This is a genomic window from Nocardia sp. PLKS1-43, from assembly GCF_059510335.1.
The window spans coordinates 127,282-151,529 of sequence record NZ_JCAJZQ010000006.1 but is presented as its reverse complement, the minus strand read 5'-3'; the positions used below and the strand labels follow the sequence as shown (position 1 = coordinate 151,529).

Sequence of the window (24,248 nt, the reverse complement as noted above, 5' to 3'; positions counted from 1 at the left end):
TCGCAGCCGGGCGCGGCACCAACCAGCCGCGTCCGGCGTTGTACAGACAGAACCCCCGACAGAGTCGAATCACCCGGCTCACCGCCGGGTTGTTCCCGAAAATCCCAACTAGCTGATCGCTAACAAGCAGAGCGGGGAAGATTTCCGTGGCACAGGACGTGCTCACCGACCTCAACAAGGTCCGCAACATCGGCATCATGGCCCACATCGATGCCGGTAAGACCACGACAACCGAACGCATTCTCTTCTACACCGGTATCACCTACAAGATCGGTGAGGTCCACGACGGCGCGGCCACGATGGACTGGATGGCTCAGGAGCAGGAGCGCGGCATCACGATCACGTCGGCCGCGACGACCTGCTTCTGGAAAGACAACCAGATCAACATCATCGACACGCCCGGACACGTCGACTTCACGGTCGAGGTGGAGCGCTCGCTGCGCGTGCTCGACGGTGCGGTCGCCGTCTTCGACGGTAAAGAGGGCGTTGAGCCGCAGTCCGAACAGGTCTGGCGGCAGGCAGACAAGTACGACGTGCCGCGCATCTGCTTCGTCAACAAGATGGACAAGCTGGGCGCGGACTTCTACTTCACCGTGCAGACGATCAAGGATCGCCTCGGCGCCAAGCCGTTGGTCATCCAGCTGCCGATCGGCGCCGAGAACGACTTCGAGGGCATCGTCGACCTGGTCGAGATGAACGCGAAGGTCTGGAAGGGCGAGACCAAGCTCGGCGAGTCCTACGAGACCGTCGAGATCCCGGCGGATCTGGCCGAGCGGGCCGAGCAGTACCGCCAGGAGCTGCTGGAGACCGTCGCGGAGTCCGACGAGGCGCTGCTGGAGAAGTTCTTCGGCGGTGAGGAGCTCACGGTCGAGGAGATCAAGGGCGCCATCCGCAAGATGACCGTCAACTCCGAGCTCTACCCGGTGCTGTGCGGTTCGGCGTTCAAGAACAAGGGCGTGCAGCCCATGCTCGACGCCGTCATCGACTACCTGCCGACTCCGCTGGACGACGGCGGCACCGACGGCATCGTCCCCGGCAAGGAGGACGAGGTCCTGCACCGCAACGCCGACGTCAACGAGCCGTTCGCGGCGCTGGCGTTCAAGGTTGCCACGCACCCGTTCTTCGGCAAGCTGACCTACGTGCGCGTCTACTCGGGCAAGGTCGCCTCCGGCGCCCAGGTCATCAACTCGACCAAGGGCAAGAAGGAGCGTCTGGGCAAGCTGTTCCAGATGCACTCCAACAAGGAGCAGCCGATCGATGAGGCCCAGGCGGGCCACATCTACGCGGTCATCGGCCTGAAGGACACCACCACCGGTGACACCCTGTGCGATCCGCAGAACCAGATCGTGCTCGAGTCGATGACCTTCCCGGACCCGGTCATCAAGGTGGCCATCGAGCCGAAGACCAAGGCCGACCAGGAGAAGCTGGGCACCGCCATCCAGAAGTTCGCGGAGGAGGACCCCACCTTCAACGTCGAGCTGGATCAGGAGACCGGCCAGACCGTCATCGGCGGTATGGGCGAGCTGCAGCTCGACATCTACGTCGACCGGATGAAGCGCGAGTTCAAGGTCGAGGCCAATATCGGTAAGCCGCAGGTGGCCTACCGCGAGACCATCACCAAGCCGGTCGAGAAGCACGAGTACACCCACAAGAAGCAGACGGGTGGCTCGGGTCAGTTCGCCCGCGTCATCATCGCCCTCGAGCCGTTCACCGGCGAGGACGGCGCGACCTACGAGTTCCAGAACAAGGTCACCGGTGGCCGCGTGCCGAAGGAGTACATTCCCTCGGTCGACGCCGGCATCCAGGACGCCATGCAGTACGGTGTCCTCGCTGGTTACCCTCTGGTCAACGTGAAGGCGAGCTTGCTCGACGGCGCCTACCACGAGGTCGACTCCTCGGAAATGGCGTTCAAGATCGCCGGTGCGCAGGCGCTGAAGGAAGCCGCGCGCAAGGCCGGTCCGGTGATCCTCGAGCCGTTGATGGCTGTCGAGGTGACCACGCCCGAGGAGTACATGGGCGATGTGATCGGTGACCTCAACTCCCGCCGTGGCCAGATCCAGGCCATGGAGGAACGCAGTGGTGCCCGTGTCGTCAAGGCGCTGGTTCCGCTCTCCGAGATGTTCGGTTACATCGGTGACCTGCGGTCCAAGACCCAGGGCCGGGCGAACTTCTCGATGGTGTTCAACTCGTACGCGGAGGTTCCGGCCAACGTGTCGAAGGAGATCATCGCCAAGGCGACCGGCGAGTAGTCCGATCGGGGCAAGTGCTAGCTTGCCCCGATAAGCCGGGAGTCCGTATTACCCAACTCCTCGCACAAGCGGGGACGAACCCCAGCACTGCTGCAACTGCAAGCACCAACAAGTCCAGGAGGACCCAAAAGTGGCGAAGGCGAAGTTCGAGCGGACGAAGCCGCACGTCAACATCGGCACCATCGGTCACGTCGACCACGGCAAGACCACGCTGACGGCGGCTATCACCAAGGTTCTGCACGACAAGTACCCGGACCTGAACCAGAGCTTTGCGTTCGATCAGATCGACAAGGCTCCGGAGGAGAAGGCTCGTGGTATCACGATCAACATCTCCCACGTCGAGTACCAGACCGAGAAGCGGCACTACGCGCACGTGGACGCCCCGGGTCACGCCGACTACATCAAGAACATGATCACCGGCGCGGCGCAGATGGACGGCGCCATCCTGGTCGTGGCCGCTACCGACGGCCCGATGCCGCAGACCCGTGAGCACGTGCTGCTCGCCCGTCAGGTCGGCGTGCCCTACATCCTGGTGGCGCTGAACAAGTCGGACATGGTCGACGACGAGGAGATCCTCGAGCTCGTCGAGATGGAGGTCCGCGAGCTGCTGGCCTCGCAGGAGTTCGACGAGGAGGCTCCGGTCGTCCGCGTTTCCGGCCTGAAGGCGCTGGAGGGCGACGAGAAGTGGGCCGAGTCCATCGTCGAGCTGATGAACGCGGTCGACGAGTCCATCCCGGACCCGGTTCGTGAGACCGACAAGCCGTTCCTGATGCCGATCGAGGACGTGTTCACCATCACCGGTCGTGGCACCGTCGTCACCGGCCGTATCGAGCGCGGCGTGATCAACGTGAATGAGGACGTGGAGATCGTCGGCATCCGTCCGACCACCACCAAGACCACGGTCACCGGTGTCGAGATGTTCCGCAAGCTGCTGGACCAGGGCCAGGCGGGCGACAACGTCGGTCTGCTGATCCGCGGTATCAAGCGCGAGGACGTGGAGCGCGGCCAGGTCGTCATCAAGCCGGGCACCACCACCCCGCACACCGAGTTCGAGGGTCAGGCCTACATCCTGTCGAAGGACGAGGGTGGCCGCCACACCCCGTTCTTCAACAACTACCGTCCGCAGTTCTACTTCCGTACCACTGACGTGACGGGCGTTGTGACCCTGCCCGAGGGCACCGAGATGGTCATGCCCGGTGACAACACCGAGATGAGCGTCAAGCTGATCCAGCCGGTCGCCATGGAAGAGGGCCTGCGTTTCGCGATCCGTGAGGGTGGCCGCACCGTCGGCGCCGGTCGCGTCACCAAGGTCATCAAGTAGGACCTGCTGTTAGCCGAAAGGGGCCGTTCCCGTTGGGAGCGGCCCCTTTTCGTATCCGACGGGCAGCAGCTCCCCCGCTGCCCAGTGCTGACGCCGGCTCGAGGTAGTTTTCGCTGATCAGCCGACCGATTCCATGTGGCCAGGATTGCGTTCGATCCGAACCAGCTCGGAGGTAGGCCCTGCATTCGTGGCATGCGCATCAGGGTGAGAGACGTGCTCGAGTTCCTGGGCGCTGGCGAGACCGACGATTCGATTCTCGAGAACTACCCGTACCTTACCCGAGCTGACATTTCCGCCTGTATGTCTGGCTTGCTGGACCGAACACTCTTTCAATCCTCGGGCGCGTTGGTATCGAATGTGGCTATGCCCAACGATTTCCATGCCGCCAGCAGACGACGGTCACCCGCTGCCGCTACCATGTGCGAATCATCCAATTGTTCTGCTGCAGCACAATGAACGGCGTCGTGGCCGCGCAATGCGAGTACATCGGTCAGTTCTGCCGCGCGAAATACGACGGGCTGATCTACTTCCATCACCTCGACCTGTGGCCAGAGCCGATCCAGCGTGCGCAAGCAGCGCGCATAGCCGGAATCGTCGAGACGTGACATGCGGTGTGCCTGCGCCAATGCCGCTGCGGTTTCTACGTAAAGCAGTCTGGTAGATGCGACGGCGTCTGCATCGTCCCAGAATCGTCGACAGGATCGAGTGCTCGGTTCATCGAATAGCAGCGGAACAAAAGCCGATGTGTCCAGGTAGCCGATCACCGGCGCTGATCGTCGATGAGTTCGGTCACCAGCCCATGGCCTCGGACCGGTTCGGGTGAGGGTTCTTTGGGCTTACGTGCTGCTTGAACGCGTCCCTCCGCGCGCAATTGTTCCAACCGTGTCAGGCGCTCGACCGGGACTATCCGGGCGATCGGCTTTCCGTGATCGGTAACGGTGACAACGCGCCCGGCTCTGACCTCCGCCAGATGGCGGCTCAGCCCGTCTCGCAGCTCGCGTACTCCGACATCCACCGCTACACCCTTATGTGGCGATATTATCGCCATTGATTATAGCCACAGACTCCGGATGTAAATTGTGTTCAGGCCGAGTCGGAGGCGGCCAGGAGTGCCTCGGCGAATTGGCGCATCTGGTCGGCGCCGCCGAACCAGGTGGAGACCAGGTCTACCGCTGCGGTGCGGGTGCGGCGGGCGGCGCGGATGAACTCCGCGAGGGAGACGTCGCCTGCTTCGGCCCTGTCGGCGATGTTCTCCAGGGTGTGGCTGGCCAGGAGTAGGTGCATGATCAGGTGGACGTCGATGTTCTTGGCGGCGTCGTCCTGGGGTGAGTTTCGGCGCGGTTCCGCGGTGCGTGTGCGGCGGAAGGGGGCGGTGCCGGGACTTGTTGTGCTGCTCGAGTTTTCGTCGTCCGGTGCGGTGGCGGCCGCCGCCTCCGCCTCCGCGGCGCGTTCGGCGGCCTTGCGGCTCATTCTGCTGCGGGGCGGGGCGGGAGTCGGCGTGCCGGCCGCATCCGTGGAGTCCGGGGCGGTGAGTCCGGAGGTGGTTCGGGTGCGGGGCGTGCGTTCGGCGGCTGTGCCGGGGGCCGGGGAGTTCGGTGTCGGATCGGTTGCCGTGGCGTTCCGCGCCGGCTCGGTCGCGGTGGCGGAGCGTTCGGGCAGTGGGGCCGGTGCCGGGGCGTGGGTCGTATTGCCGGTGCGGCTGACGAATTCGGCGGAATTCAGTGCGGTATCTGATGTTTCAGCGGTATCGCGTTCGGCGGTGACCAGCAGGGAGTTATCGGTGAAGGGGCCGGATTCGGTCGAGCCGTATGCCGAACCGTTCGTCAGATTGCCCGATCCGCTGGATTTGCGGGTAGCTGGTGGCGAATCGAATTGCGAGTCAAGCAAATTCACGATGGGCTGGCTGTACGCGTAGTCGGATTCGTCGGAATCGGTGAATCGGTGTGGTAGCCCCGGAGTTCGGCGAGGCAGGCCCGGAGTATCACCGGTTGGTTCGGCGTCGGTGCGAAACGCCGGATCGGGAGCCGGTTTCGAAGGTGCGGGCGGGGGCGTTGTGCTGAATTCCGTTGTCGAGGGCGGAGTGTTCGATGCGGTGCGCGCCGATTCGGTGTGCGGCATTCGCGGTGGAGGATTCGCGCTGCGCGGTTCGTGCACGGCAGGCGCATCGAACGCGGAGAATTCCGAACCGTTGGTCCCCGAAGAGAATTGGCCGCTCGTGCCGGGCGAATTCGCCCGCTGCCGTCCCGCGGCCGCCGAATCGGCGATCGCCGTGCCGAAATCGGGCCGGATCGCAACCGAATCGGGTGCGGACATCAGCGATTCCCGTGCGGCCGAAGGCGTTGCGCCGCCGGCCCATTCCGGTGCGGGATCGGCCGGCGTCCACCCCACCGCGACTTCCGGACGGCCCAGGCTGCCGCGACCCGGATCGAATCCGGTGAGCCCGTTCGCCGATCCCGTCGCCTGTTCGTTGCGCGGCTGGGTGAGGCGATAACCCTCCGGGCGCGAACGATTGGGTTCTCCGAAACTGGCGAAATCGGGGTCGGTCATATCGCCATTCTTACCTCCACATCCGTGGTATGCGAGCCTGCGGGTCGTCGGATTATCCACAGGCGCACTCGATTCGCTTGGTAGCTGGGAAGATACGAACGGTGTGAATTCATCGGAGCCGGGGCGCCGGAACCCACCGCCCGTGGCGGGTGAGACAGGCGGCGGCCTCGGCGGCGGTGGTGATCCGGCGGGCCACCTCCCCGGCGTCATCGAGTTCGCTCGAGGTGCATCGGACCGGGATCCAGCCGAGGACGCGCAGCCGGTCGTCGCGCAGTTCGGCGGCGAGTGCGGCACGTTCGGCGGCCTCGGCATCGCGTCCGGGCTCCGGCCGCGGATCGAAGTCGACCGCGACGCCGAGCTGAGGGAACAAACAGTCGACGCGGGCGACGAAACTGTTGTCGGGACTCAGTATTCGGGCCTTCACCTCCGGTGCGGGCAGGTCGGCCGCGGCCACCGCCACTCGCAGACGGGATTCGCCGACACTCGAGCTGCGGCCGTCGAGGAAGGTCAGTACCTGCGCGGCCTGTTTGTAGCCGGGGCGGGCCCGTGCCCGGTGCAGCTGTTCGCGCAGCTGTGCCGCGGTCGTCGCGCCGCGGTGCAGGGCCGCGTCACCGGCCGCGACCGCCTGCTCGAAGCCCTCGGTCCGGGCGATGTCGACGATCGTGCGGGCCGCGGTCGTATAGCGGACCCCCTCCACCGTGACGATCTCGTCCGGCGCGAGCTGCCCGGCGTGCACCACGAGCAGGCGGCCGATCCGCGCGCCGTTGCGGCGGGCGCGGGTGAGGTGGGCGCGGTCCAGCCGGATCCGCCAGGTCGGTAGGTCGTGTCCGATCAACGCCGAAACATGGCTCATCACCGCGACATCCGCGGTTGCGGCGATGGTCGCCCGGATCAGTGCTCGATGCCGGTCCGCCGCGCTGAGCGTCTCGGCCGGGGCGCTGAGATAGTGCCCGGTCCGGACGCGATGCCACAGGCCGTGCCGGCACAGTCTGCGCAGATCGGAATCCGACAGCCCGGTGGCGAGGGCATCGCGGCGAGAGATCGGTTGCGGGGTTGCCATAGGCCGATCATCGGCGCGCCGAAGCCCTTTCGGACGCGCCTCGGGACGAATGTGGACAACTCGGGGGGTGTGGATAATTCACCGTCCCGCGGTCCGTTTCGCCACGCCCGGAACCCGGCGGCGAGTGCCCGAACAGTCAGCCCAGGTGGGTCATACCCGCGGCGACGACCTGCGAGATGTTCAGGATCTCCTCGGCGGTCGGCAGGTTCAGACCGTCCAGGGCGTGCAACCGGTCGGTGGTGGCGATGGCCAGCATCGCCGAAACCCACGCTCCCGCGCAGGCGCGCAACGTGCCGGGCTGCACCGGACCGGGCGCACTGGCCTGCAGCACTCGCGCGGTGATGTCGAGCAGCTGACCGCGCATGCGCCGCAACTGTTTACGGACATCGGGATGGGTGTCGGCCTCGCGCCACATGATGACGCGCAACACCGAGGAATGGTGATCGCGCAGATTCAGCGCGGCGTCCAGGGCGATCAGGCTCCTGGCCGGATCACCCGGCGAGACGACGGCGTCGATGTCGTCGAGCGGGTTGGCCGGAATCCGCTCGGCCATCAGCGCCGACAGGATCGAGTCCTTGGTGGGGAAGTAGTAGAAGACCAACCCCTTGGGGACGCCCGCTGCCGTGGCGATCGCCGCGGTCGCGGTGGCGTCGAATCCGTTTGTCGCGAAAAGGCTTTCGGCGGCATCGAGGATGAGCTGGCGGGCGTCGCCGTCGACCTTCTTACTCCGGCGGCGCCCCGCTCGATGGGGTTCGGTCATGTGCATCAGTGAGCAGTATGCATCCGTGCCGTTACTTGCGGAAGGGCCGCGACGGCGACCACGACGGTCAGTACGCCCACGATCCAGGACGTCCAGGCCGCGCCGTTGTAGGAGCTGTAATTCATGACCCACGGCGCGATGAACAGCAGGACGCCCAGCAGGCCCATGGCGTAGTCCAAACCGGTCATCGCCGGACGTGCCATCTGCGCCAGACCGCTCAGGGCGATCAGCACGCCGAGCACGATCAACGTCCACAAGGCGCGATCGTTGTGGTCGACCCATATCGGCGACAACGCAGTGTAGACACCGAGCACGACTGCTACGAAGTCCTGAGCACGGGATTCGGTGAACATGTTCTGCCTCCTCGGGGCGGTGATGTGGCTTCGATTTCCGGTATAACTCTGATTGACCGCCCGATCAATACTCGGCCGGGCACAATTGGGTGGCGATATCCGGCACGTCCTGGACGTGTCGGTGATCACAGTGTGGAAATTAGAACGTGTTCTAGAATAAGTTGGATACCGTGCACCTTTCGATACCTGAGATCCGCATTGCCCGCGCGACACTCGGCGCGATCCGATGAGCGCCCGTCCGATCGTGATCGTCGGTGCGGGGCTGTCCGGGCTGCGCGCCGCGGAGGAACTGCGGCGCGCCGGATATCAGGGCGGGCTGGTTCTGGTCGGTGACGAGGTGCGCCTGCCGTACGACCGGCCGCCGCTGTCCAAGCAGTTCGTGCGCGGGGAAACCGACGACACCACGCTGCGCCCGGCGGAATTCTTCGCGGAGAACGATATCGAGGTGCGCCTCGGCGTCGCGGCCACCGGTGTGGACATCGTCGCGCAGCGGCTGCTGCTGGCCGACGGGAACAGCCTGGACTACGACCAGCTGATTATCGCGACGGGCCTGCGTCCCAGGCGGATCCCCGGTCTGCCGGACGCGGCCGGGGTACACGTGCTGCGCAGTCACGACGATGCCGCCGGACTGCGCGACGGACTGGCCGGCGCGTCCCGCGCGCTGGTCGTCGGCGCGGGTTTCATCGGTTGCGAGCTGGCGGCCAGTTTCCGTTCCCGCGGCGTCGAGGTCGTCCTGGTGGAACCGCAGCCGACCCCGCTGGCCGCCTCGCTCGGTGAGCAGGTCGGTGCACTGGTCGGGCGGCTGCATCGAGCCGAGGGCGTCGACCTGCGCTGCGGTGTCGGTCTGGAATCGCTCGTCGTCGAGGATGACGCGGTGCGCGGTGCGCGGCTCTCCGACGGTTCGACCGTCGAGGCCGATCTGGTGGTGATCGGCGTCGGTTCGGCCCCGGCGACCGATTGGCTCGCCGAATCCGGTATCCCGCTGGCCGATCGGTCCGCGGGCGGCGGCGTCCTGGCCGACGAGTCGGGCCGCACCTCGGTCGAGAACGTCTGGGCGCTCGGCGATGTCGCGGCCTGGCGCAAGAGCGGGGCGCATCGCAGGGTGGAACATTGGACCAGCGCGGGCGAACAGGCGCAGGTGCTGGCCGCCGCGCTCCTGGGCGCCGAGGGGCCCGCGGCCGGCGTGCCGTACGTGTGGAGCGATCAGTACGACGTGAAGATCCAGGTCCTGGGTTCGACCCGCGGGGCGGACGAGATCCGCGTCGTCGAGGACGACGGGCGCAAATTCCTCGCCCACTACCTCACCGACGGTGTGCTCACCGCGGTTGTCGGAGCGGGCAAGGCGGGCAAGGTGATGAAGATGCGGGCCGAACTCGCCGCCAACACCCGTCCCGGCGAGCGGGTCGGCTGAAGTACCCGGCTCGTCCCGCCCTAGGGCAGGGTGCGGCGCGGGCAGCATGTCGCTCGCTAATACAGTGGCGGGTGTGATTGTCGCGCTGATCGATTCGGGCCTCGGACTGTTGACCACCGGAGCCTGGTTGCGCAGGCTGCGGCCCGATCTCGACCTGCTGTTGCAACTGGATCCCGACGGTGCGCCGTGGGGCCCGAAGCCCGAATCCTGGCTGGTGGATCGGGTGCTGAACGCGACTCGCCGCTCGATCGAGCTGGGTGCGGAAGTCATCGTGCTGCCCTGCAACACCGCCAGCGTGTCGGCCCTGGAACAGGTGCGTGCCGAGGTCGGTCCGGGCGTCCCGGTGATCGGTACGGTTCCGGCGATCAAACCCGCGGCCGCGGTCTGCGCCACGGTAGCGGTGTGGGCGACCGCCGCGACCACCGCGAGCCGCTATCAGGCCGATCTGATCGCCCGATTCGGCGGCGACGCCGAGGTGACCGGCGTGGCCTGTCACGGCCTCGCCGATTCGATCGATCGTGGCGATCCGGCCGGAATCGAGCAGGCCATCACCGAGGCCGCCGCGCTCACCCCGTCCGGCACCGAGGGCATCGTCCTGGGCTGCACGCACTACCCGCTGGTCATGGATGCCATTCTGGCCGCGCTGCCGCCCGGCGTGCGACTGTTCGACAGTGCCGAGGCCGTCGCGGTGCAGACCCTCCGTCGCATGGACGCGCTCGGCCGCCCCACCTCCGGCTCCGGGACGGTCACCGTATTCAACAGCGGCCGCCCCGGCGAACTGCCCACCAGCGCATCGGCTTTCGAAGCCGGGCGAGTCCTCGGCGCCCCCGCACAAGTCACCACCGCCTGACCGCTCAACTCCTCACGGCCGAAGTAAGTCTTCTGGCATCGGTCCACCCGGTGCAGAATCCTCTTCACTCGAATTCGTATGGGCGAAGCCCGAACTTCGAGCGCAAAGACACCGCTCAGCCTGGTTGAAGACGGGCCGAAGCGAAGGGCGGCGAAATCCAACGTACCCAGCGGCGAAGGCGTCTCCATCGAGCTGGAATTCGCCTGCGAGGCCAAAGATTCAAAGCGCTGTCACCCCATAGGTCTTTCAGGGTGGCTCGCACTGAAACCCCGCCGAAGTGAAGCGAGGCGAAAGGTCAACGTGCCCAGCGGCGAAGCGTCTCTGTTCGGCCGGGAGTCGCCCGCGAAGCGATAGGTTCAGTAACGCCAACTCCGAGGGTTTTCGGCGCGGGCTCGTCGTTCAGCCCTCGAAGCGCATGGCCGAAGGCCGAGTCTCGAGGGCTGAACGACGAGCCTTACAGCGCCGAAACCCCGCCGGAGCGAAGCGGAGGCCAAAAATACGGAGACCAAATATTCAGAACTGGATTTTCAGGTGGTCGGTGACCGGGTGCGCCTGACAGCCCAGGATGTAGCCGGCCTCGATGTCCTCCGGGTCGAGAATCTCGGAGTTGTCCATCTCTACCTTGCCCTCGAGGACGGTGCAGGCGCAGGAGCCGCATTCGCCCTCCTGGCAGGAGTACGGCACGTCCAGGCCCTTGCTCAGCATGATGTCGACCAGTGTCTTGCTGCGCGGCCATTGCAGATTGTGCACCTCGCCGTCGAGTTCCACGTCGACGGTGGCGGCCGCGGCGGCCTCCTCCTCGCTGACCTCTTCTTCCTCGACATCCGCGAACGGGTCTCCGGCGAGGGAATTGAATACCTCGGCATGGGTGCGATTGCGCGGGACGCCGAGTTGGGCGAGGGCATCGTGCACACCGTCCATGAACGGCTTGGGTCCGCACATGAACGCCCGGTGCTCGGCGAAGGGCCGGGCCAGCGCGGCCAGCTTCTCCACGCTCGGCAGGCCTTGCAGGGTTTCGAGCCAGTGCACGATCACCAGCCGCTGCGGATATTTGTCCGCGAGTTCGCGCAGTTCCGCGGCGAAGATGACCGATTCGGCGTCCCGGTTCGCGTAGATCAGCGTGATCCGGCCGCTCCCGCCGACCAACGCCGATTTGAGGATCGACATGATCGGCGTGATACCGCTGCCCGCGCCGAACAGCAGCAGATCCTCGTCCAGATCCTTGGGGGTGAATACGCCCGAGGGCGGCAGCACCTCGATGGTGTCCCCGGCCCGGACGTTGTCGCACACCCAGTTCGAGGCGTACCCGTCGGCCGTGCGCTTGACGGTGACCTTCGGTGCGTCGTCGGTGTGCGGTGAGCTGGCCAGGGAGTAGCAGCGTGCCACCGAGCCGGTCAGCTCGCTGGGGATGCGCAGGGTGAGGAATTGACCGGGCTGGTATTCGAACCGCTGGCGCAACTCCGCGGGCACCTCGAAGACCAGCGAACAGGCATCGGCCGTCTCGGTGACGACCTCGGATACCCGCAGCATCACCGAACGGGAGCTGTGCGGTACGTCGGGATCGTGTCGAGGGTCGGCGGTGGTCATAACGTCCTCTCGGGCCGGGCGTTCACGTGAAAGCATCAAACTAGAACGTGTTCTAATTTCATGATACGCAGCCCTCCTGCCGCCGGACAAGCTGGGCTTCCAGACCGGAGATCAGTACGTCCATGCCGAAGTCGTAGGAATATCGGCCGCGCAGGTCGCCCATGTGCTTGACCGCGCGGGCCATGGCGTCGGGCAACGTGGCATCGGCCAGGGCAGCGCGGTCACGCGGATTGACCCGGCTGCGCCCGAACAGATACGTATGGATCGTCGCATATGCCGACAGCACGGCGCGATCGTCGAATCCGGCGTCGGACAGGATTTCCATCACGGCGCCGATCAGATCGAGTTGTTTGCCCAGCATCTGTTCGATCAGAACATCGCCGAGACCCGGATGCTTGCGCAATTTTTCGTCGATCTGATCGACAAGTTCGCGCAGGCGCTGCTGCCACGGACCCGATTCCCGGGTGGGTTTGCGCACACCGGTCAATGCGGCGGTGGCCACCAGATCGAGTAGTTCGCTTTTGTCGGCGACGTAGTAGTAGGGGGCCATCGGAGAGACGCCGAGTTCGCGGGACAACCGCCGCATCGATAACTTCTCGACGCCGTCCTGACGTACCACGCGCAGCGCGGCCTCCACGATCTCCGATTCCGACAGTGTCTGATTGGCGGCGCCTCCGGCGTTACGGCCCCCATTGGTCTGCATCCGTCCGACTCCCATAACACCTCGAGACTGTGCCGGTGGCCCGCTCGTTCGACGGCGTGCTCGTCCTGTAGCTGTTCACCGTGCTTTCTCCCCGAAGTCTAGAGCGCGTGGCTCGGCCGAGGTTCGGTTGTGTGTCACTCGCTGGCCGCGCACATTCGTGCGGCCGCGCCATCCCAATAGCCAGTTGTGAGCTGTTCGATGCCGCAATGCGTTCCGGGACGGTATCGAGTTGGTTTGCGGTGTGATAGCCATTGATCGCGATCGGGTGTGTCGCCGCGAGTCGGCGGGCACCGTGCGCGCTGCCGGGCTGTTCCCGCCGAATGCGATCCGTTTTTCCCGACACCCTGCACCGGAACGACCGACAGCGCATAACATTTCCGGAATGCGCCATCAGCGACTGCCCGACGGGTTCGGGGTGCGGATCGATCCAAGGGTGCGCGCGTATTCCGGTGGCAGGTTCCTCGTCGGTGATTCGCCGACGAGGTTGCTGCGACTTGCGCCGGATGCCGCCGCCCTGATCGGCGACGGGTACCTCGAGGTGACCGATCCGAAGTCCGCCGTGGTTGCCAGACGGCTGCTCGATGCCGGTGTCGGCAATCCGCGCCCGCGCCTGCTGCCGCGGCCGGAGGAGGTGACCGTCGTGGTGCCGCTGCACAACGACACCGACGGTCTGCGACGTCTGCTACGCACTCTGCGCGGGCACAGCGTGGTGATCGTGGACGACGGTTCGGACCGGCCCGTGGCCATCCCGCGCACCGGCGGCCGATGCCGCGTGACCGTGCTGCGGCACGACCGCCGACAGGGTCCGGCGGCCGCGCGTAATTCCGGATTACGGGCGGCCACAACCGAATTCGTCGCATTCCTGGACTCGAACGTGGTGCCCCGGGCCGGGTGGCTCGAGGTGATGCTCGGACATTTCAGCGATCCCGAGGTGGCATTGGTCGCCCCGCGCATCGTCGCGCGCGAACCGGCCGACACGGTGCTCGGCCGATACGAGCAGACCCGGTCGTCGCTGGATCGGGGTCGCCGCGAGGCCGAGGTGAGTTCGCGCGGTGCGGTGTCCTATGTGCCCGGTGCGGCGCTGCTGGTGCGGCGTCGCGCGGTGCTCGCCGAGGGCGGATTCGACGAGGAGATGTTCTCCGCGGTCGAGATCGACCTGTGCCGCCGGTTGGAGCGGGGTGGGTGGCGGCTGCGCTACGAGCCGGCCGCCCACGTCGCCTGCGATCATCCGGTGTCGTTCGGAAAGTGGTTCGGGCGCAAGGTGTCCCACGGCTCCGGGGTCGCGCCGCTGGCACGCCGGCATCCCGATACCGCGGCGCCCCGATCGGTGCCGCTGTGGGCCGTCGTCGCGACGGTTCTGCTGGGGATCGCCTCCAGGATCAGCGTGCTGGGTGCCGTGTTGACGCTCGCCGCCGCACTCGTGCGCCTGCGCCGGGTCTTCGCCGAACTCGACCATCCGACCCGGGTGGCCGCGCTCGCCCTGGCGCGCGGCTATTCCGGGGGCGTGTGGCGCATCGTCTCGGCGATGTGCCGCGACTACTGGCCGGTCACCGTGGTGGCCATGGTGTTCTCCGCCCGGCTGCGCCGATTCGCCCTCACCATGGCCGCCGCCGACGGCCTTGCCGACTGGTTCACCCACCGGGACCCCGGCGGCCTGGACCCGGTGCGTTATCTGATCTGCAAACGGCTCGACGACCTCGCCTACGGCACCGGTTTGTGGATGGGATGGTGCAGGGCCTGATTGCCGCCGTTCGGCACGGTCGATGCTGCCGGGACGTGGCGCCGCTCATTGCGCCTGGTCGAGTAGGCCGAGGTCGCGGAGGCTTTCGGCGGTTTGCACGATCGTGGTCTCGGCAGGGCGCGGTGACCACTGGAGTTCGGTTTTCGCCCGGTCGTTGTGGATGACCAGCCGGGGCGGTTCGGCGCCCGGGGCTTCCTCGGCCGGTACGCGGGCGGCGAGAGCGCCGAGGCGCTCGCTCAGGATTCGGGCCATGTCCAGGAAGCTGATCGTCGGGCCGTCGGCCAGGGCAAGATAGCGTTTGCCCGCGGCCTCGGGGGCGGCCATGGCGCGGATGTGCAGATCGGCGACATCGCGCACGTCCGCGACGCCGAAACGTTGTCTCGGCGCGGCGGCCATCGTGCCGTCGAGCATTGATTTGGTCAGGGTCAGGGACGAACGCACCTGCGTGACCAGGGTGGGGCCCAGAATGAACGTGGGGTTGACCGTGACCAGTTCGGTATCCCCGCCCTCGCGCTTGATGAAGTCCCACGCCGCGCGCTCGGCGATCGCCTTGGATCGCGGGTAGGGGGCCAGGCCAGGGGTATCGGGGTCGGTCCAGTCCTGCTCGGTGTACTCCGCACCGGGCTTGGGCGAGTAGCCGACCGCCGCGAACGACGAGGTCAGCACGACCCTGCGCGCGCCGGCGTCTCGCGCGGCGCGCAGTACCCGCAGTGTGCCGTCTCGCGCGGGAACGATCACGTCGTCCGGATCCTGCGAGTGGACCATCGGGGTGGCGGTGTGATGAATTTCCTCGCATCCAGCGGTCGCCTCGGCCCAGCCGTCGTCCGCGGTCAATCCGGCGGCGACGACCTCCAGGTCGCTATCGTCCGCGCCGCCTCGCCGCACCGACGCGCGTACCAGGGACTCGCTCTCGAGCGAACGCACCGTCGTGCGAACCGGACGGCCCGAGCGCAGAAGTGCGGCTATCAGCTGGGTGCCCAGATAGCCGGTCCCGCCGGTCACCAGAACTCGGCTCATCGCAATACCATCGCTTCCATTCGGGGGTACATACCTTGGACTCGTTCGTTCGCCTCGGCTTCGGCGGCAGCGTCACCGTGATCGCGGGCATCCCACAGCGCGGCCTTGGCTCGCAGATAGTCCAGGTGGACGTGCAGTGTCTCGATCTCGGCCTCGATTCGCTCGGCGTGGCGCAGCAGTAGATCGCGCTGTTCACCGGCCGCGTCGTGGCCGCGGGATCGGTTCGCCTGGTATGTGCGCATCTCCGCGATGCCAAGACCTACGGCTCGCAGACACGCCAGAATCTGCAGATTGTCGAGATCCTGCTCGTGGTATCTGCGGTGTCCACTGGTGGGATCGCGCTCGACCGGGCCGATCAGCCCGACCTGTTCGTAATAACGCAGTGTCGGTTCGCTCAGCCCGCTGCGCCGGGCGGCGTCCTGGATGGTGAATGCCATACATGCAGGAGAACAGACTTCAAGCGCTTGAAGTCAAGGGCTGCTGTGCTGTGAGTGCGGACACCCACGCGAAAGGGCATAGCTGGTTCGGCATTTCGGCAGCTGAGTGGCGGTGCCGCAGCTGAGGCCAGGCCCGGACGCCCGCGTATTCTGGACGTTGAGGTGGTCCGGGTGTGCTCGCGGGATGCGGGCGGGATCACCGAATGCTTCGCCGGTGCCGGTCCCGGGGAAGGTGCGGCACCGGCGGAGGTTCGTGGGGGCGTCCTTACGACTTCAGCTGGTCCACCACCCAGGCCGCGGTCTCGGGGCTCGAGCGCAGGGTGGAGTGATCGACCGCGGGTGCGGTCGGGAAGCGATCCTCGTACACGGCGTTCACCACTCCCGGCTCCTGGATCAGCGAACAGGTCACCGCCGGGGTGGCGATGCGGTCCTTGCGCGTGGCCATGATCGAATACCGCACGCCGGGCTGGGTGACCGTGCCGTCGAACACCGCCCGATACACCTCGGAGGTGGGAGACATCTGCATGGCCGGCGCCATGCCGGGGAACATGATCGCCAACGCGGACACCAGATATGGCGCGACCTCGGCCGCCTGGACCGGAGTCATCGGCGGATTCGTGATGCCGTACTGGGCGAGCAGACCCGCGCCGTCGCAACCGCGCGACTCGGGTGCGAGCAGTACCGCGTCGCGGACGGACGACGCGCCGTGCAGGACCTTCAGGTAGTACTGCGCGACGAACGTGCCCGCCGAATGCGCGACGATGTCGACCTTGTCGGCGCCGGTGGTCCGGCGGACCTTCGCGATGAAATCGGCGACCTGCCGCGCCTCGCTGGGCACATCGCCGGCCCAGCGCTGCCCCTTGATGATGCCGCCCTGGAATACGAAGGCGCAGCCGCCGTCCGCGCGTAACGCCGTGAGCATCGGATTCCATTGCGCCGCGGTCTGTTCGGTGGTCCCGTCGGCGCCCGGGAGAACGATCACCGGATGTGGCCGATGCGGGCCGGGTGTGCAGTTCACCGCCGGTTCGATCACGGTGCCCGCCGGGATCGCCGAGGTATCGGTCCGGATCGGCGACTCGGCACCGGGCGCCGCCGATGGGCCGCTCGGCGCCGCGGCGGCCGGTGTGGCCGCCAGCGCCGCCACCCCCGCCAGCGCGATGCCCGTCAGCGTGATTCGAGCGCGCAACAATGTTGTCCTCATCTGCGGCACAGCCTTTCGATACTGTCCGAACCATCCCCGGCCCGGTGTTACCGGCGCGTCGTGCCGCCGACCGGACTCCGTGGCGGGACGGGCCCCCTACCCGTACATCGGGCCGCCCCCCGAAACTGTCCCTATCGCACCAGCGTCATCTGCCCATGTCAATGGGTATACGGCGTGGTGACGCAAACGCGCCGCTGGAAGGGGTGCGTTCGCCGCCGCGGGGTCCGCGCGGACGGCGCTCGAGGCGGCGGTGGCGGTTCGGGGTGCGCGGCGGTGGATTCGCGCGATCAATATCGCGAGGGCATGCCGTATGGTTGCTGAATATTTATGAAAACGTAATTCTTCGATCTACTTACAACTCTGTGAGTTGTGTCTGCAAACAAGCGAACGAAACATGGTCGGCGTCTTGTTGTCCCGTCACCCCGGCCGGTCATACCCGCCTTCGGGCATATCGCCCGTCTCGGAGCATTAGTCTTTTGTCTTCGGCGAACCTCCCGTTTGGCGCGAAACGAGGGCCGTAGCTCGAACGTAACCCAAGGTGCGGACAGGTTTTGTTAATGTCGGCATACGCTGTTGATCCCGAGTTGAAGGTTGGCGTCAATTCGATCCGGAGTCGTTCGGAAGAGTGTCTCGGAAATGCGTTTCGAGGTTGTCGTACGAAGGGGTGCGCTGTAATGAGCCAGAGCTGGAACCGGCGGCGGAACGTCGCGGAGATCCTGGTGGAACAACAGTCAGGAGATGTGCTGGTGTTTAACGACAGTGGATCCGCCGAACCGAGTGCGGCGGGTTATTACCTGGATCGTGACGGAGATGTGTGGGAGAAGGAGGCGCAGGGCTGGCGGTTGATCCTGCAGCGCGGCGTCGCGGTGGATCCGGTGTCGCTGTGGGATTGGGTCGAGGGGCATGTGCGCGACTACGCGCCGTTCATGCCCGTCGTGATGAACTGATCATTCGAGGCGGAAGCATTGCCGCGCCGCCTGTTATCGTCAGGGTGACGATTACAATCTCGGTCATGGCCAATGCTTTTCGCCTCAACGCAGCGGTCGCCGTCGATCTCGTCGTGCTCACGCTCGGCGCCCGGAACGCGCCCAACGACACCTTGTGTGCCCTGCTCGTGCAGCGGTTGTACGCACCGTATCGAGGCAGGTGGGCGCTGCCGGGCGGATTCGTGCAGACCGACGAGAGCCTCTCGGCGGCGGCCGTGCGACTGCTGCGGGAGGAGACCGGCATCCGCGCGGACCGGATGCATCTCGAGCAGCTCGCCACCTATGGCGAACCGGGCCGCGATCCGCGCGGCAGGGTCATCAGCACCTCCTATCTGGCGCTGGTGCCGAATCTGCCCGCGCCCACCGCGGGCGGAGATGCCACCGCCGCGGCGATCTGGTCCGCCGAGCAGATACTGGCCGATCCCGGGCGGCTGGCCTTCGATCATCACCGGATCCTGGCCGACGGGGTCGAGCGGGCCCGGGCGAAATTCGAATACACGCCGTTGGCCACCGCGTTCTGCGGCCGCGAGTTCACCGTGGCCGAACTGCGGCGGGTGTACGAGGTGGTGTGGGGGACCGAGATCGATCCGCGCAATTTCCATCGCAAGGTGACCAGCACAGCCGGGTTCGTCGAGGCGACCGGACGGACCAGCACCCGCGACGGCGGCCGTCCGGCCCAGCTGTACCGGGCCGGACCGGCCCTGGCGCTGCGTCCGCCGATGATGCGGCCACAGGCAGCCTGACCCCGCCCCGCCGCTGGACATATGTCCCGCACAGCAAGTTCCCAGCCACGGCACGGCGAGCCTGCCAGACGGGATTCCTACGCTCTGGCGGACGAACGGGGGAATCCGTGGAGAAAGGCGGGAAGATGGTGTCGATGTCCGGCGTCGGCGACGTGTCCGAGGGCTACGCGGATGCACCCGGAGCGCGGACGGGGCCGGCTCCCGGTAGCGCCCGGCCACGTTGGGTACGCCCGGGTCTGGCCGGACTGCTGATCGCGACGGCCGTGCTGTATCTGTGGGGGCTGAATTCCGCGGGCTGGACCAATCCCTTCTACGCCGCGTCCGTGCAGGCGGGCACCCAGGATTGGAAGGCGCTGCTGTTCGCCTCGCTCGACCCGGGCAACGGCATCACCGTCGACAAACCGCCCGCCGCGATGTGGGTGATGGCGTTGTCGGGGCGGATCTTCGGTTTCACGGCGTGGTCGATGCTGATGCCGCAGGCGCTGATCGGCGTGGCGACGGTAGCGCTGCTGTACGGCGCGGTGCGGCGGTGCGCGGGATATGCCGCCGGGCTGGTCGCGGGTGCGGCCCTGGCGCTGACCCCGGTAGCCGCGTTGATGTTCCGCTACGACAACCCCGATGCGCTGATGATGTTGCTGGTCGTCGCGGCGGCCTACTGCGTGGTGCGGGCATTGCGGTCGCCGGGGACGCGGTGGTGGTCGGCCGGTACCGGTTGGCTGGCACTCGCGGGTGTGGCGATCGGTTTCGGGTTCCTGGCCAAGATGATGCAGGCGTTCCTGGTGCTGCCGGGACTGGCGCTGGCCGTACTGGTGGCGATGCCCGGCGGATTCTGGTCCAGGATCGGAAAACTGCTGACCGCCGGTTTGGCGGTGCTGGTTTCCGCGGGCTGGTATGTGGCGCTGGTCCAGGTATGGCCGGCGAACGCGCGACCGTACATCGGCGGGTCCACCGACAACAGCCTGTGGGACCTGGCCGTGGGTTACAACGGGCTGGGGCGGGTCCTGGGCGACAAGAGCAGGCAACACGCCGGGAGTGCGCATGTGGCGGTGCATGCGCAGGCGCCGCAGTTCGGGGGGATGGCCCACGGTGGGACCGGATTGCTGCGGCTACTGCAGAATTCGCCGGCGACCGAATTCGCCTGGCTGGTCCCGGCGGCGGTGATCGGGCTGCTGGCCGGGCTGTGGGCGACCCGCCGCGCGCCGCGTACCGATCCGGCCCGCGCCGCGCTGATCCTGTGGGGCGGCTGGCTCGCCGGGACCTGGTTGGTGCTCAGCTATATGAGCAGCTCTTTCCACACCTACTACACGATCGAACTGACTCCGGCCCTGGCGGCGCTGGGCGCGGTCGGCGGGACGCTGCTGTGGCGGCGGCGCGAGCACTGGGCGGCCCGGGCGGGTCTGGCCGCGATGTCGGCGGCGACAGGCTCGTGGGTGTTCCACCTACTGGATGCGACGCCGACCTGGCTGCCCTGGCTGCGATGGACACTGGTGATCGCCGGGTTCGCGGTGGCGGCGCTGCTGCTCGTGCCGGTCTCCCGCGTACGGCGGTTCGGCGTCGTGGCCGCGGCCGTCGCGCTGATCGCCGGGCTGTCCGGTCCGGCGGCTTACGCGGTCGAGACCGTGGCGTTGCCGCACAGTGGCGGGAGCCCCTACAGTGGACCGGTTCGGTTGCGCGGCAACGGTTCCGGGCATGATTCCACGACCCAGAGCGCCCCTCGGCTGGATGCGATGTTGTCCGATGCGGAAAACCGCTGGGCCGCTGCGGCCGTCGGCTCGCAACAGGTCAGCGCCATCGAATTACGCACGGGCGCATCGCTGTTGGCCATCGGCGGATTCAGCGGCCGGGATGATTCGCCGACCCTGGCGCAGTTCGAACAGTACGTCGCCGCCGGGGAGGTGCACTATTTCCTGACCAGCGCCCGCCCGCAGTCGCGCGGCACCGGAGGTACCACCGCGCCGGACGCGGACGACGCGCACACCGCGAGCGTGCACCGAGATGCCACGGCCACCCGTCCCGAAAGTCCGAGCGCCGCTTCGGATACGAGCACCAGCGGCGGCCGGATCACCGCATGGGTGCAGGCGCACTACACCCCGATCAGCGTCGACCGGATGCGGGTATACGACCTGACGGTCCCGCCGCGCGGGTGAGTTCGCAAGTCCGCGGCGGCAGTGACTCGGCGCGGCGTCGATCACCGGATCGCGTTGCGGCCGAGATCGAGTGAGCGGAGCCGACGATGTGCGGATGCGACCCGGGGCGGTGCTCTTCGTACGGCAGGCTGCGCGACCGGATTCCGGTGTTGTCCCGTTCGGGGGCGGGACATCGCGGACAGGTGTCGGTGTGGCATCTGGTTCGCGCGAGGCAGGGCATTCGCCGGTCGCCGGTGGTACACCAGGGGTATGAGCGAGGTTGTGGCCGACGCGCGGGAGATTCGCGGCTGGTCGGCTGAATACTGGGGATATCTGATGTGGGGTCTGGCGGCGTTGGCGATCGCCGGACCGGAGCTGGCTTCGGTGTTCGGCGTGGGGGATTGGCCGACGATCTCAGCCACCATCGGACATCTCGAGGCGGCGCATTCCTGGGTGCGCCTGGTGGTGGTCTTCGTGATCGTCGTCCTCGGGTATTACGCTGTGCCGCAGTTGCTTACGCACCCGTCCCTACCGCGGGTCGTGGCGGGTCAGCAGACCACGGTGAACGGCCGGGCCACCCGTGACGCGGAGGCCGTGCGAACCGAGGGTATGGGCTGGTACCTCGTGGTGGCCATCGCCGGACTCGTGGCCGGTCTCGTCGTCGCGGCCGGCGCCCGGCAGATGCATCCGGGCAGTTACGTCGGCGCGTACGTGCTCTACGGACTCATCGCGGTGCTGTGGGTGATCGTGCCCAGTGTGCTGGCGATGTTCTTCGCGCGAGAAGTGCCGTTCCCCACGCTGTTTCGCACCATCGGCTACCTGGAGCGCCGCGCGCATCCCATCGCGGCGATCATCCTGGCCCTCCTGGTGATCCTGTTGCTGCACCTGGCGTTTTATCCCTGGCCGCGTTTCGGATCCTGAAGTAGCGCAGGCGAATCGGAGCGCGGCGCAGCTAGTGCGGTTCGCCGAACAAGGTCACCTCGAGCAGGCTGATGACGCGGTCCTGGGGGCAGATCCGGTCACCCTCTCCGAAGACACGGCCCAGATCGACCACGAGGCTGAAGGCGGCCTGGACCAGGATGCGGGCTTGGGCCTGGGACAGCTCCGGACGCACTTGGACCAGCAGCGTCACCCATTCGGCCACGATCAGCCGCTGGACGTTGCGCAGCATGGTGCGCTCCTCGGCCGGAATGTGGCCGAATTCCGCGTAGTAGACGAAGGTCAGCTCGCGCTCGGCGAAACAACCGGCGACGTACAGATCGATCAGCTTCGACAACGCCTCGGCCGGGCTGTTCGACGAGGCGGTCGCCGGTCCGATCGCGCCCGCCATCCGATCGGCGGCCCGCCGGAACGCGGCGGCCAGCAGATCGCTCTTGCTGCGGTAGTAGCGGTACACCGCCGAGGCCGCCGACAGTTCCGCGGCCGCGGCGATGTCCTCGACGCTGACGTTCGGATAACCGCGCTCGTGGAACAGCTCGACCGCTTTCTTCAGCAGCAGTTCGTGTTTGAACGATTGCGGGATCTCCACCGCGCGGGGTGTGCGCGGGTCGGCTCGAGGCTCGGGCAGATCCGCGCGGACCACCGCCCACGCGGCCGAATTCAGCACGGCCGTCAACGGTTTCACCGGAAGTGCGGCGTGGTGGTCACCGATGCTGCTGATCACGCTGAACAATGTCACCGAGCAGACCAGGCTGTCCCGGCTGCTCAGCTCCGGGCGCAGATCGTCGATCAACCTGCGCACCACCGCGATCGATGTGCGGAACTGCTCATCGAGGGTTTCGCGGTCGGTGTCGTCCAGATATCGTCGCTCCCAGCGGGTCAGCGCGACCGTCGGGCGATTGGCGATGGTGTCGGCGATCATCGCGTCGATCACGTGACCGAGGCGCTGTTCCGGAGTCCAGTCCGCCGACTCGTCGGGCAGGGTGACCGTCGCGACGGTGCCCGAGCCCAACCGCAGCAGTTCCTCGCGGAACAGCGCGTATTTGCTCGGATAGTGCCGGTACAGGGCCGCGGAGGAGATGCCGAGGCGGGAGGCGATGTCCTCCATGCTCACGCCGTGATAGCCGAGGGAGCCGAAGGCGGCCGCCGAGGTCGCCGCGATCTGCGCCCGGCGATTCTTGGGGCGGCGGCGAATCACCCGTTCGGGTTTTCCGGTCTTCGATACCTCTGCTGAGTGCGCGGTACCGCGCTGACCTCGGCTCACAGTGCTGGCCTGTCTTTCGGTGACGGCGCGCGCACGCCGGATTTCGGTGCGCGCACGCGGCTGAGGGGTTGCCGTCGCGGTGGGTTCACCGCCGTGGCATTCCCGGAGTGTTCATGATCGCCATGGTAGCCAGCAGGGGATATGTCGCCGACCTGTGCTACCGGCGGCCGTCATGTCGTATCCGTGGTACCACTAGGAGCCCGGTGGCGTCGTCAGCGGGGAGTCGACCTTGTTCACCAGCCAGCGGTCGCCGTCCTTCTGCAGGCGCATCGAGATGGAGAGCTGTCCGGGTTCGGGTTTGCCCTGCGTGCCGAGGCTGCTGATGGACTGCCCGACCACCACGATGGCCTGCGCGGAGGTGGCATCGCCGGAGACGATCGCACACTGCACATCGCTCACCGTGGTCGTCACCTCGCCCTTGACCAGTACGTCGCGCAGGTCCTTGCTGGTGGAGTCGAATTGCTTGTGCCAGTCCCCGGTGGCACCCGCGAGGACAGCGCGGAAGTACGTGTCGAGGTGTTTCGAGTCGTAGGTGGCCAGTACCGGGCCGTATTTGCAGGCGGTGTCGCGAGCCTGTTCCCGTGCGGACAGCGTCTGCTTGCCGTGCTGGTCCTGAAGGTAGAAGTACACACTCGACGCGGCCGCCGCGATGAACAGCACCGCGACCACACCGGATATCGCGATCCGGCCGGCCCGGCCGAGGCGGGGGCGATGGATTCGGCGGGTACCGCCGGATTCCGTCGCGGTCCCGATATCGGCCGACGACTGCGAGTCGGTGGATTCGTCACCGGCGCTGTCGGTTTCGGGAGCTCGGGCATCGCTGCCGGGATCGGCGGAGCCATCGGAGACGTTCGAGGCGGTGGGCTCGGAATCTTTTCCCGGAGCCGGATCTCCCGCGGCCGGAGCGGACGAAGGCTCCGCGGACGGCGATTCGGTTACCTTGTCGCTCATGG

The 24,248-nt window shown here is 66.9% G+C and carries 22 protein-coding genes and 1 pseudogene; 10 read left to right on the top strand and 13 right to left on the bottom strand.

The genetic code is table 11. The features are described from left to right. Positions 1-146: 146 nt before the first annotated feature. The 3 genes and pseudogenes from fusA to AC5WS7_RS22550 all read left to right on the top strand — a co-directional run. Positions 147-2,249, top strand: coding sequence for an elongation factor G (gene fusA / locus AC5WS7_RS22560; protein ID WP_495956551.1), 2,103 nt, complete (start codon positions 147-149; stop codon positions 2,247-2,249). 130 nt (positions 2,250-2,379) lie between these two features. After that, positions 2,380-3,570 carry an elongation factor Tu gene (gene tuf, locus AC5WS7_RS22555; protein WP_495956550.1) on the top strand — a complete coding sequence of 397 codons (1,191 nt, stop codon included), beginning with the start codon at positions 2,380-2,382 and terminating at the stop codon, positions 3,568-3,570. A 135-nt stretch (positions 3,571-3,705) separates the two neighbouring features. Next, a pseudogene (locus tag AC5WS7_RS22550) lies at positions 3,706-3,861 on the top strand (DUF433 domain-containing protein); the annotation flags it as partial. A 38-nt stretch (positions 3,862-3,899) separates the two neighbouring features. Here the strand turns inward: AC5WS7_RS22550 and AC5WS7_RS22545 are convergent. The 6 genes from AC5WS7_RS22545 to AC5WS7_RS22520 form a co-directional block, all read right to left on the bottom strand. Further along, positions 3,900-4,334 (bottom strand): type II toxin-antitoxin system VapC family toxin, encoded by a 435-nt coding sequence (locus AC5WS7_RS22545; RefSeq protein WP_495956549.1) that lies wholly within the window; start codon positions 4,332-4,334, stop codon positions 3,900-3,902. Beyond that, positions 4,331-4,618 (bottom strand): type II toxin-antitoxin system Phd/YefM family antitoxin, encoded by a 288-nt coding sequence (locus AC5WS7_RS22540; RefSeq protein WP_495956548.1) that lies wholly within the window; start codon positions 4,616-4,618, stop codon positions 4,331-4,333. Before AC5WS7_RS22540 ends, AC5WS7_RS22545 begins: the two co-directional genes overlap by 4 nt. Positions 4,619-4,653: 35 nt before the next feature. Then, a complete protein-coding gene (locus AC5WS7_RS22535) occupies positions 4,654-6,117 on the bottom strand; it encodes a hypothetical protein (protein WP_495956547.1) in 1,464 nt (487 codons plus the stop codon). A gap of 109 nt (positions 6,118-6,226) precedes the next feature. Then, positions 6,227-7,177 (bottom strand): hypothetical protein, encoded by a 951-nt coding sequence (locus tag AC5WS7_RS22530; RefSeq protein ID WP_495956546.1) that lies wholly within the window; start codon positions 7,175-7,177, stop codon positions 6,227-6,229. Between the two features lie 136 nt (positions 7,178-7,313). After that, positions 7,314-7,937, bottom strand: a complete 624-nt coding sequence (locus tag AC5WS7_RS22525) for a TetR/AcrR family transcriptional regulator (protein ID WP_495956545.1) — start codon at positions 7,935-7,937, stop codon at positions 7,314-7,316. 5 nt (positions 7,938-7,942) lie between these two features. After that, entirely contained in the window at positions 7,943-8,290 is a 348-nt protein-coding gene (locus AC5WS7_RS22520) for an SPW repeat domain-containing protein (RefSeq protein ID WP_495956544.1), read from the bottom strand. 226 nt (positions 8,291-8,516) lie between these two features. Here AC5WS7_RS22520 and AC5WS7_RS22515 point away from each other — a divergent pair, with 226 nt between their 5' ends. Together AC5WS7_RS22515 and AC5WS7_RS22510 are read left to right on the top strand one after the other, a co-directional pair. After that, positions 8,517-9,701 carry an NAD(P)/FAD-dependent oxidoreductase gene (locus AC5WS7_RS22515; RefSeq protein ID WP_495956543.1) on the top strand — a complete coding sequence of 395 codons (1,185 nt, stop codon included), beginning with the start codon at positions 8,517-8,519 and terminating at the stop codon, positions 9,699-9,701. 73 nt (positions 9,702-9,774) lie between these two features. Next, positions 9,775-10,551 (top strand): glutamate racemase, encoded by a 777-nt coding sequence (locus AC5WS7_RS22510; protein WP_495956542.1) that lies wholly within the window; start codon positions 9,775-9,777, stop codon positions 10,549-10,551. Positions 10,552-11,064: 513 nt separating this feature from the next. On the opposite strand, the gene AC5WS7_RS22505 is transcribed toward AC5WS7_RS22510, so the two are convergent. Continuing rightward, entirely contained in the window at positions 11,065-12,138 is a 1,074-nt protein-coding gene (locus AC5WS7_RS22505) for a 2Fe-2S iron-sulfur cluster-binding protein (RefSeq protein WP_495956541.1), read from the bottom strand. A gap of 58 nt (positions 12,139-12,196) precedes the next feature. Beyond that, a complete protein-coding gene (gene mftR2, locus AC5WS7_RS22500) occupies positions 12,197-12,841 on the bottom strand; it encodes a mycofactocin system transcriptional regulator MftR2 (protein WP_495956540.1) in 645 nt (214 codons plus the stop codon). 382 nt (positions 12,842-13,223) lie between these two features. On the opposite strand from mftR2, the gene mftF reads away from it, so the two are divergent. Next, on the top strand, positions 13,224-14,582 hold the full coding sequence (gene mftF, locus AC5WS7_RS22495) for a mycofactocin biosynthesis glycosyltransferase MftF (protein WP_495956539.1): 1,359 nt from the start codon (positions 13,224-13,226) through the stop codon (positions 14,580-14,582). A gap of 45 nt (positions 14,583-14,627) precedes the next feature. Here the strand turns inward: mftF and AC5WS7_RS22490 are convergent, their stop codons facing one another. From AC5WS7_RS22490 to AC5WS7_RS22480, 3 genes are all read right to left on the bottom strand, one after another. Beyond that, entirely contained in the window at positions 14,628-15,599 is a 972-nt protein-coding gene (locus AC5WS7_RS22490; RefSeq protein WP_495956538.1) for an NAD-dependent epimerase/dehydratase family protein, read from the bottom strand. Then, positions 15,596-16,036: a MerR family transcriptional regulator gene (locus AC5WS7_RS22485; RefSeq protein WP_495956537.1), complete on the bottom strand. Its 441-nt coding sequence runs from the start codon at positions 16,034-16,036 to the stop codon at positions 15,596-15,598. Before AC5WS7_RS22485 ends, AC5WS7_RS22490 begins: the two co-directional genes overlap by 4 nt. Positions 16,037-16,301: 265 nt before the next feature. Next, a complete protein-coding gene (locus AC5WS7_RS22480) occupies positions 16,302-17,237 on the bottom strand; it encodes an esterase/lipase family protein (RefSeq protein ID WP_495956536.1) in 936 nt (311 codons plus the stop codon). 674 nt (positions 17,238-17,911) lie between these two features. On the opposite strand from AC5WS7_RS22480, the gene AC5WS7_RS22475 reads away from it, so the two are divergent. The 4 genes from AC5WS7_RS22475 (at position 17,912) to AC5WS7_RS22460 (ending at position 22,013) form a co-directional block, all read left to right on the top strand. Next, positions 17,912-18,184 (top strand): hypothetical protein, encoded by a 273-nt coding sequence (locus AC5WS7_RS22475; protein ID WP_495956535.1) that lies wholly within the window; start codon positions 17,912-17,914, stop codon positions 18,182-18,184. Positions 18,185-18,249: 65 nt separating this feature from the next. Beyond that, positions 18,250-18,966 (top strand): NUDIX hydrolase, encoded by a 717-nt coding sequence (locus AC5WS7_RS22470; protein ID WP_495956534.1) that lies wholly within the window; start codon positions 18,250-18,252, stop codon positions 18,964-18,966. Positions 18,967-19,091: 125 nt separating this feature from the next. Next, on the top strand, positions 19,092-21,113 hold the full coding sequence (locus AC5WS7_RS22465; RefSeq protein ID WP_495956533.1) for a glycosyltransferase family 39 protein: 2,022 nt from the start codon (positions 19,092-19,094) through the stop codon (positions 21,111-21,113). Positions 21,114-21,362: 249 nt separating this feature from the next. Next, a complete protein-coding gene (locus tag AC5WS7_RS22460) occupies positions 21,363-22,013 on the top strand; it encodes a hypothetical protein (RefSeq protein WP_495956532.1) in 651 nt (216 codons plus the stop codon). A 31-nt stretch (positions 22,014-22,044) separates the two neighbouring features. On the opposite strand, the gene AC5WS7_RS22455 is transcribed toward AC5WS7_RS22460, so the two are convergent. Both AC5WS7_RS22455 and AC5WS7_RS22450 read right to left on the bottom strand, forming a co-directional pair. Continuing rightward, positions 22,045-23,295 (bottom strand): TetR/AcrR family transcriptional regulator, encoded by a 1,251-nt coding sequence (locus AC5WS7_RS22455; RefSeq protein WP_495956531.1) that lies wholly within the window; start codon positions 23,293-23,295, stop codon positions 22,045-22,047. Between the two features lie 192 nt (positions 23,296-23,487). Then, the gene (locus tag AC5WS7_RS22450; protein ID WP_495956530.1) at positions 23,488-24,246 is read right to left on the bottom strand and encodes a hypothetical protein; all 759 of its coding nucleotides are present in this window, start codon (positions 24,244-24,246) and stop codon (positions 23,488-23,490) included. Between the last annotated feature and the right edge of the window lie 2 nt (positions 24,247-24,248).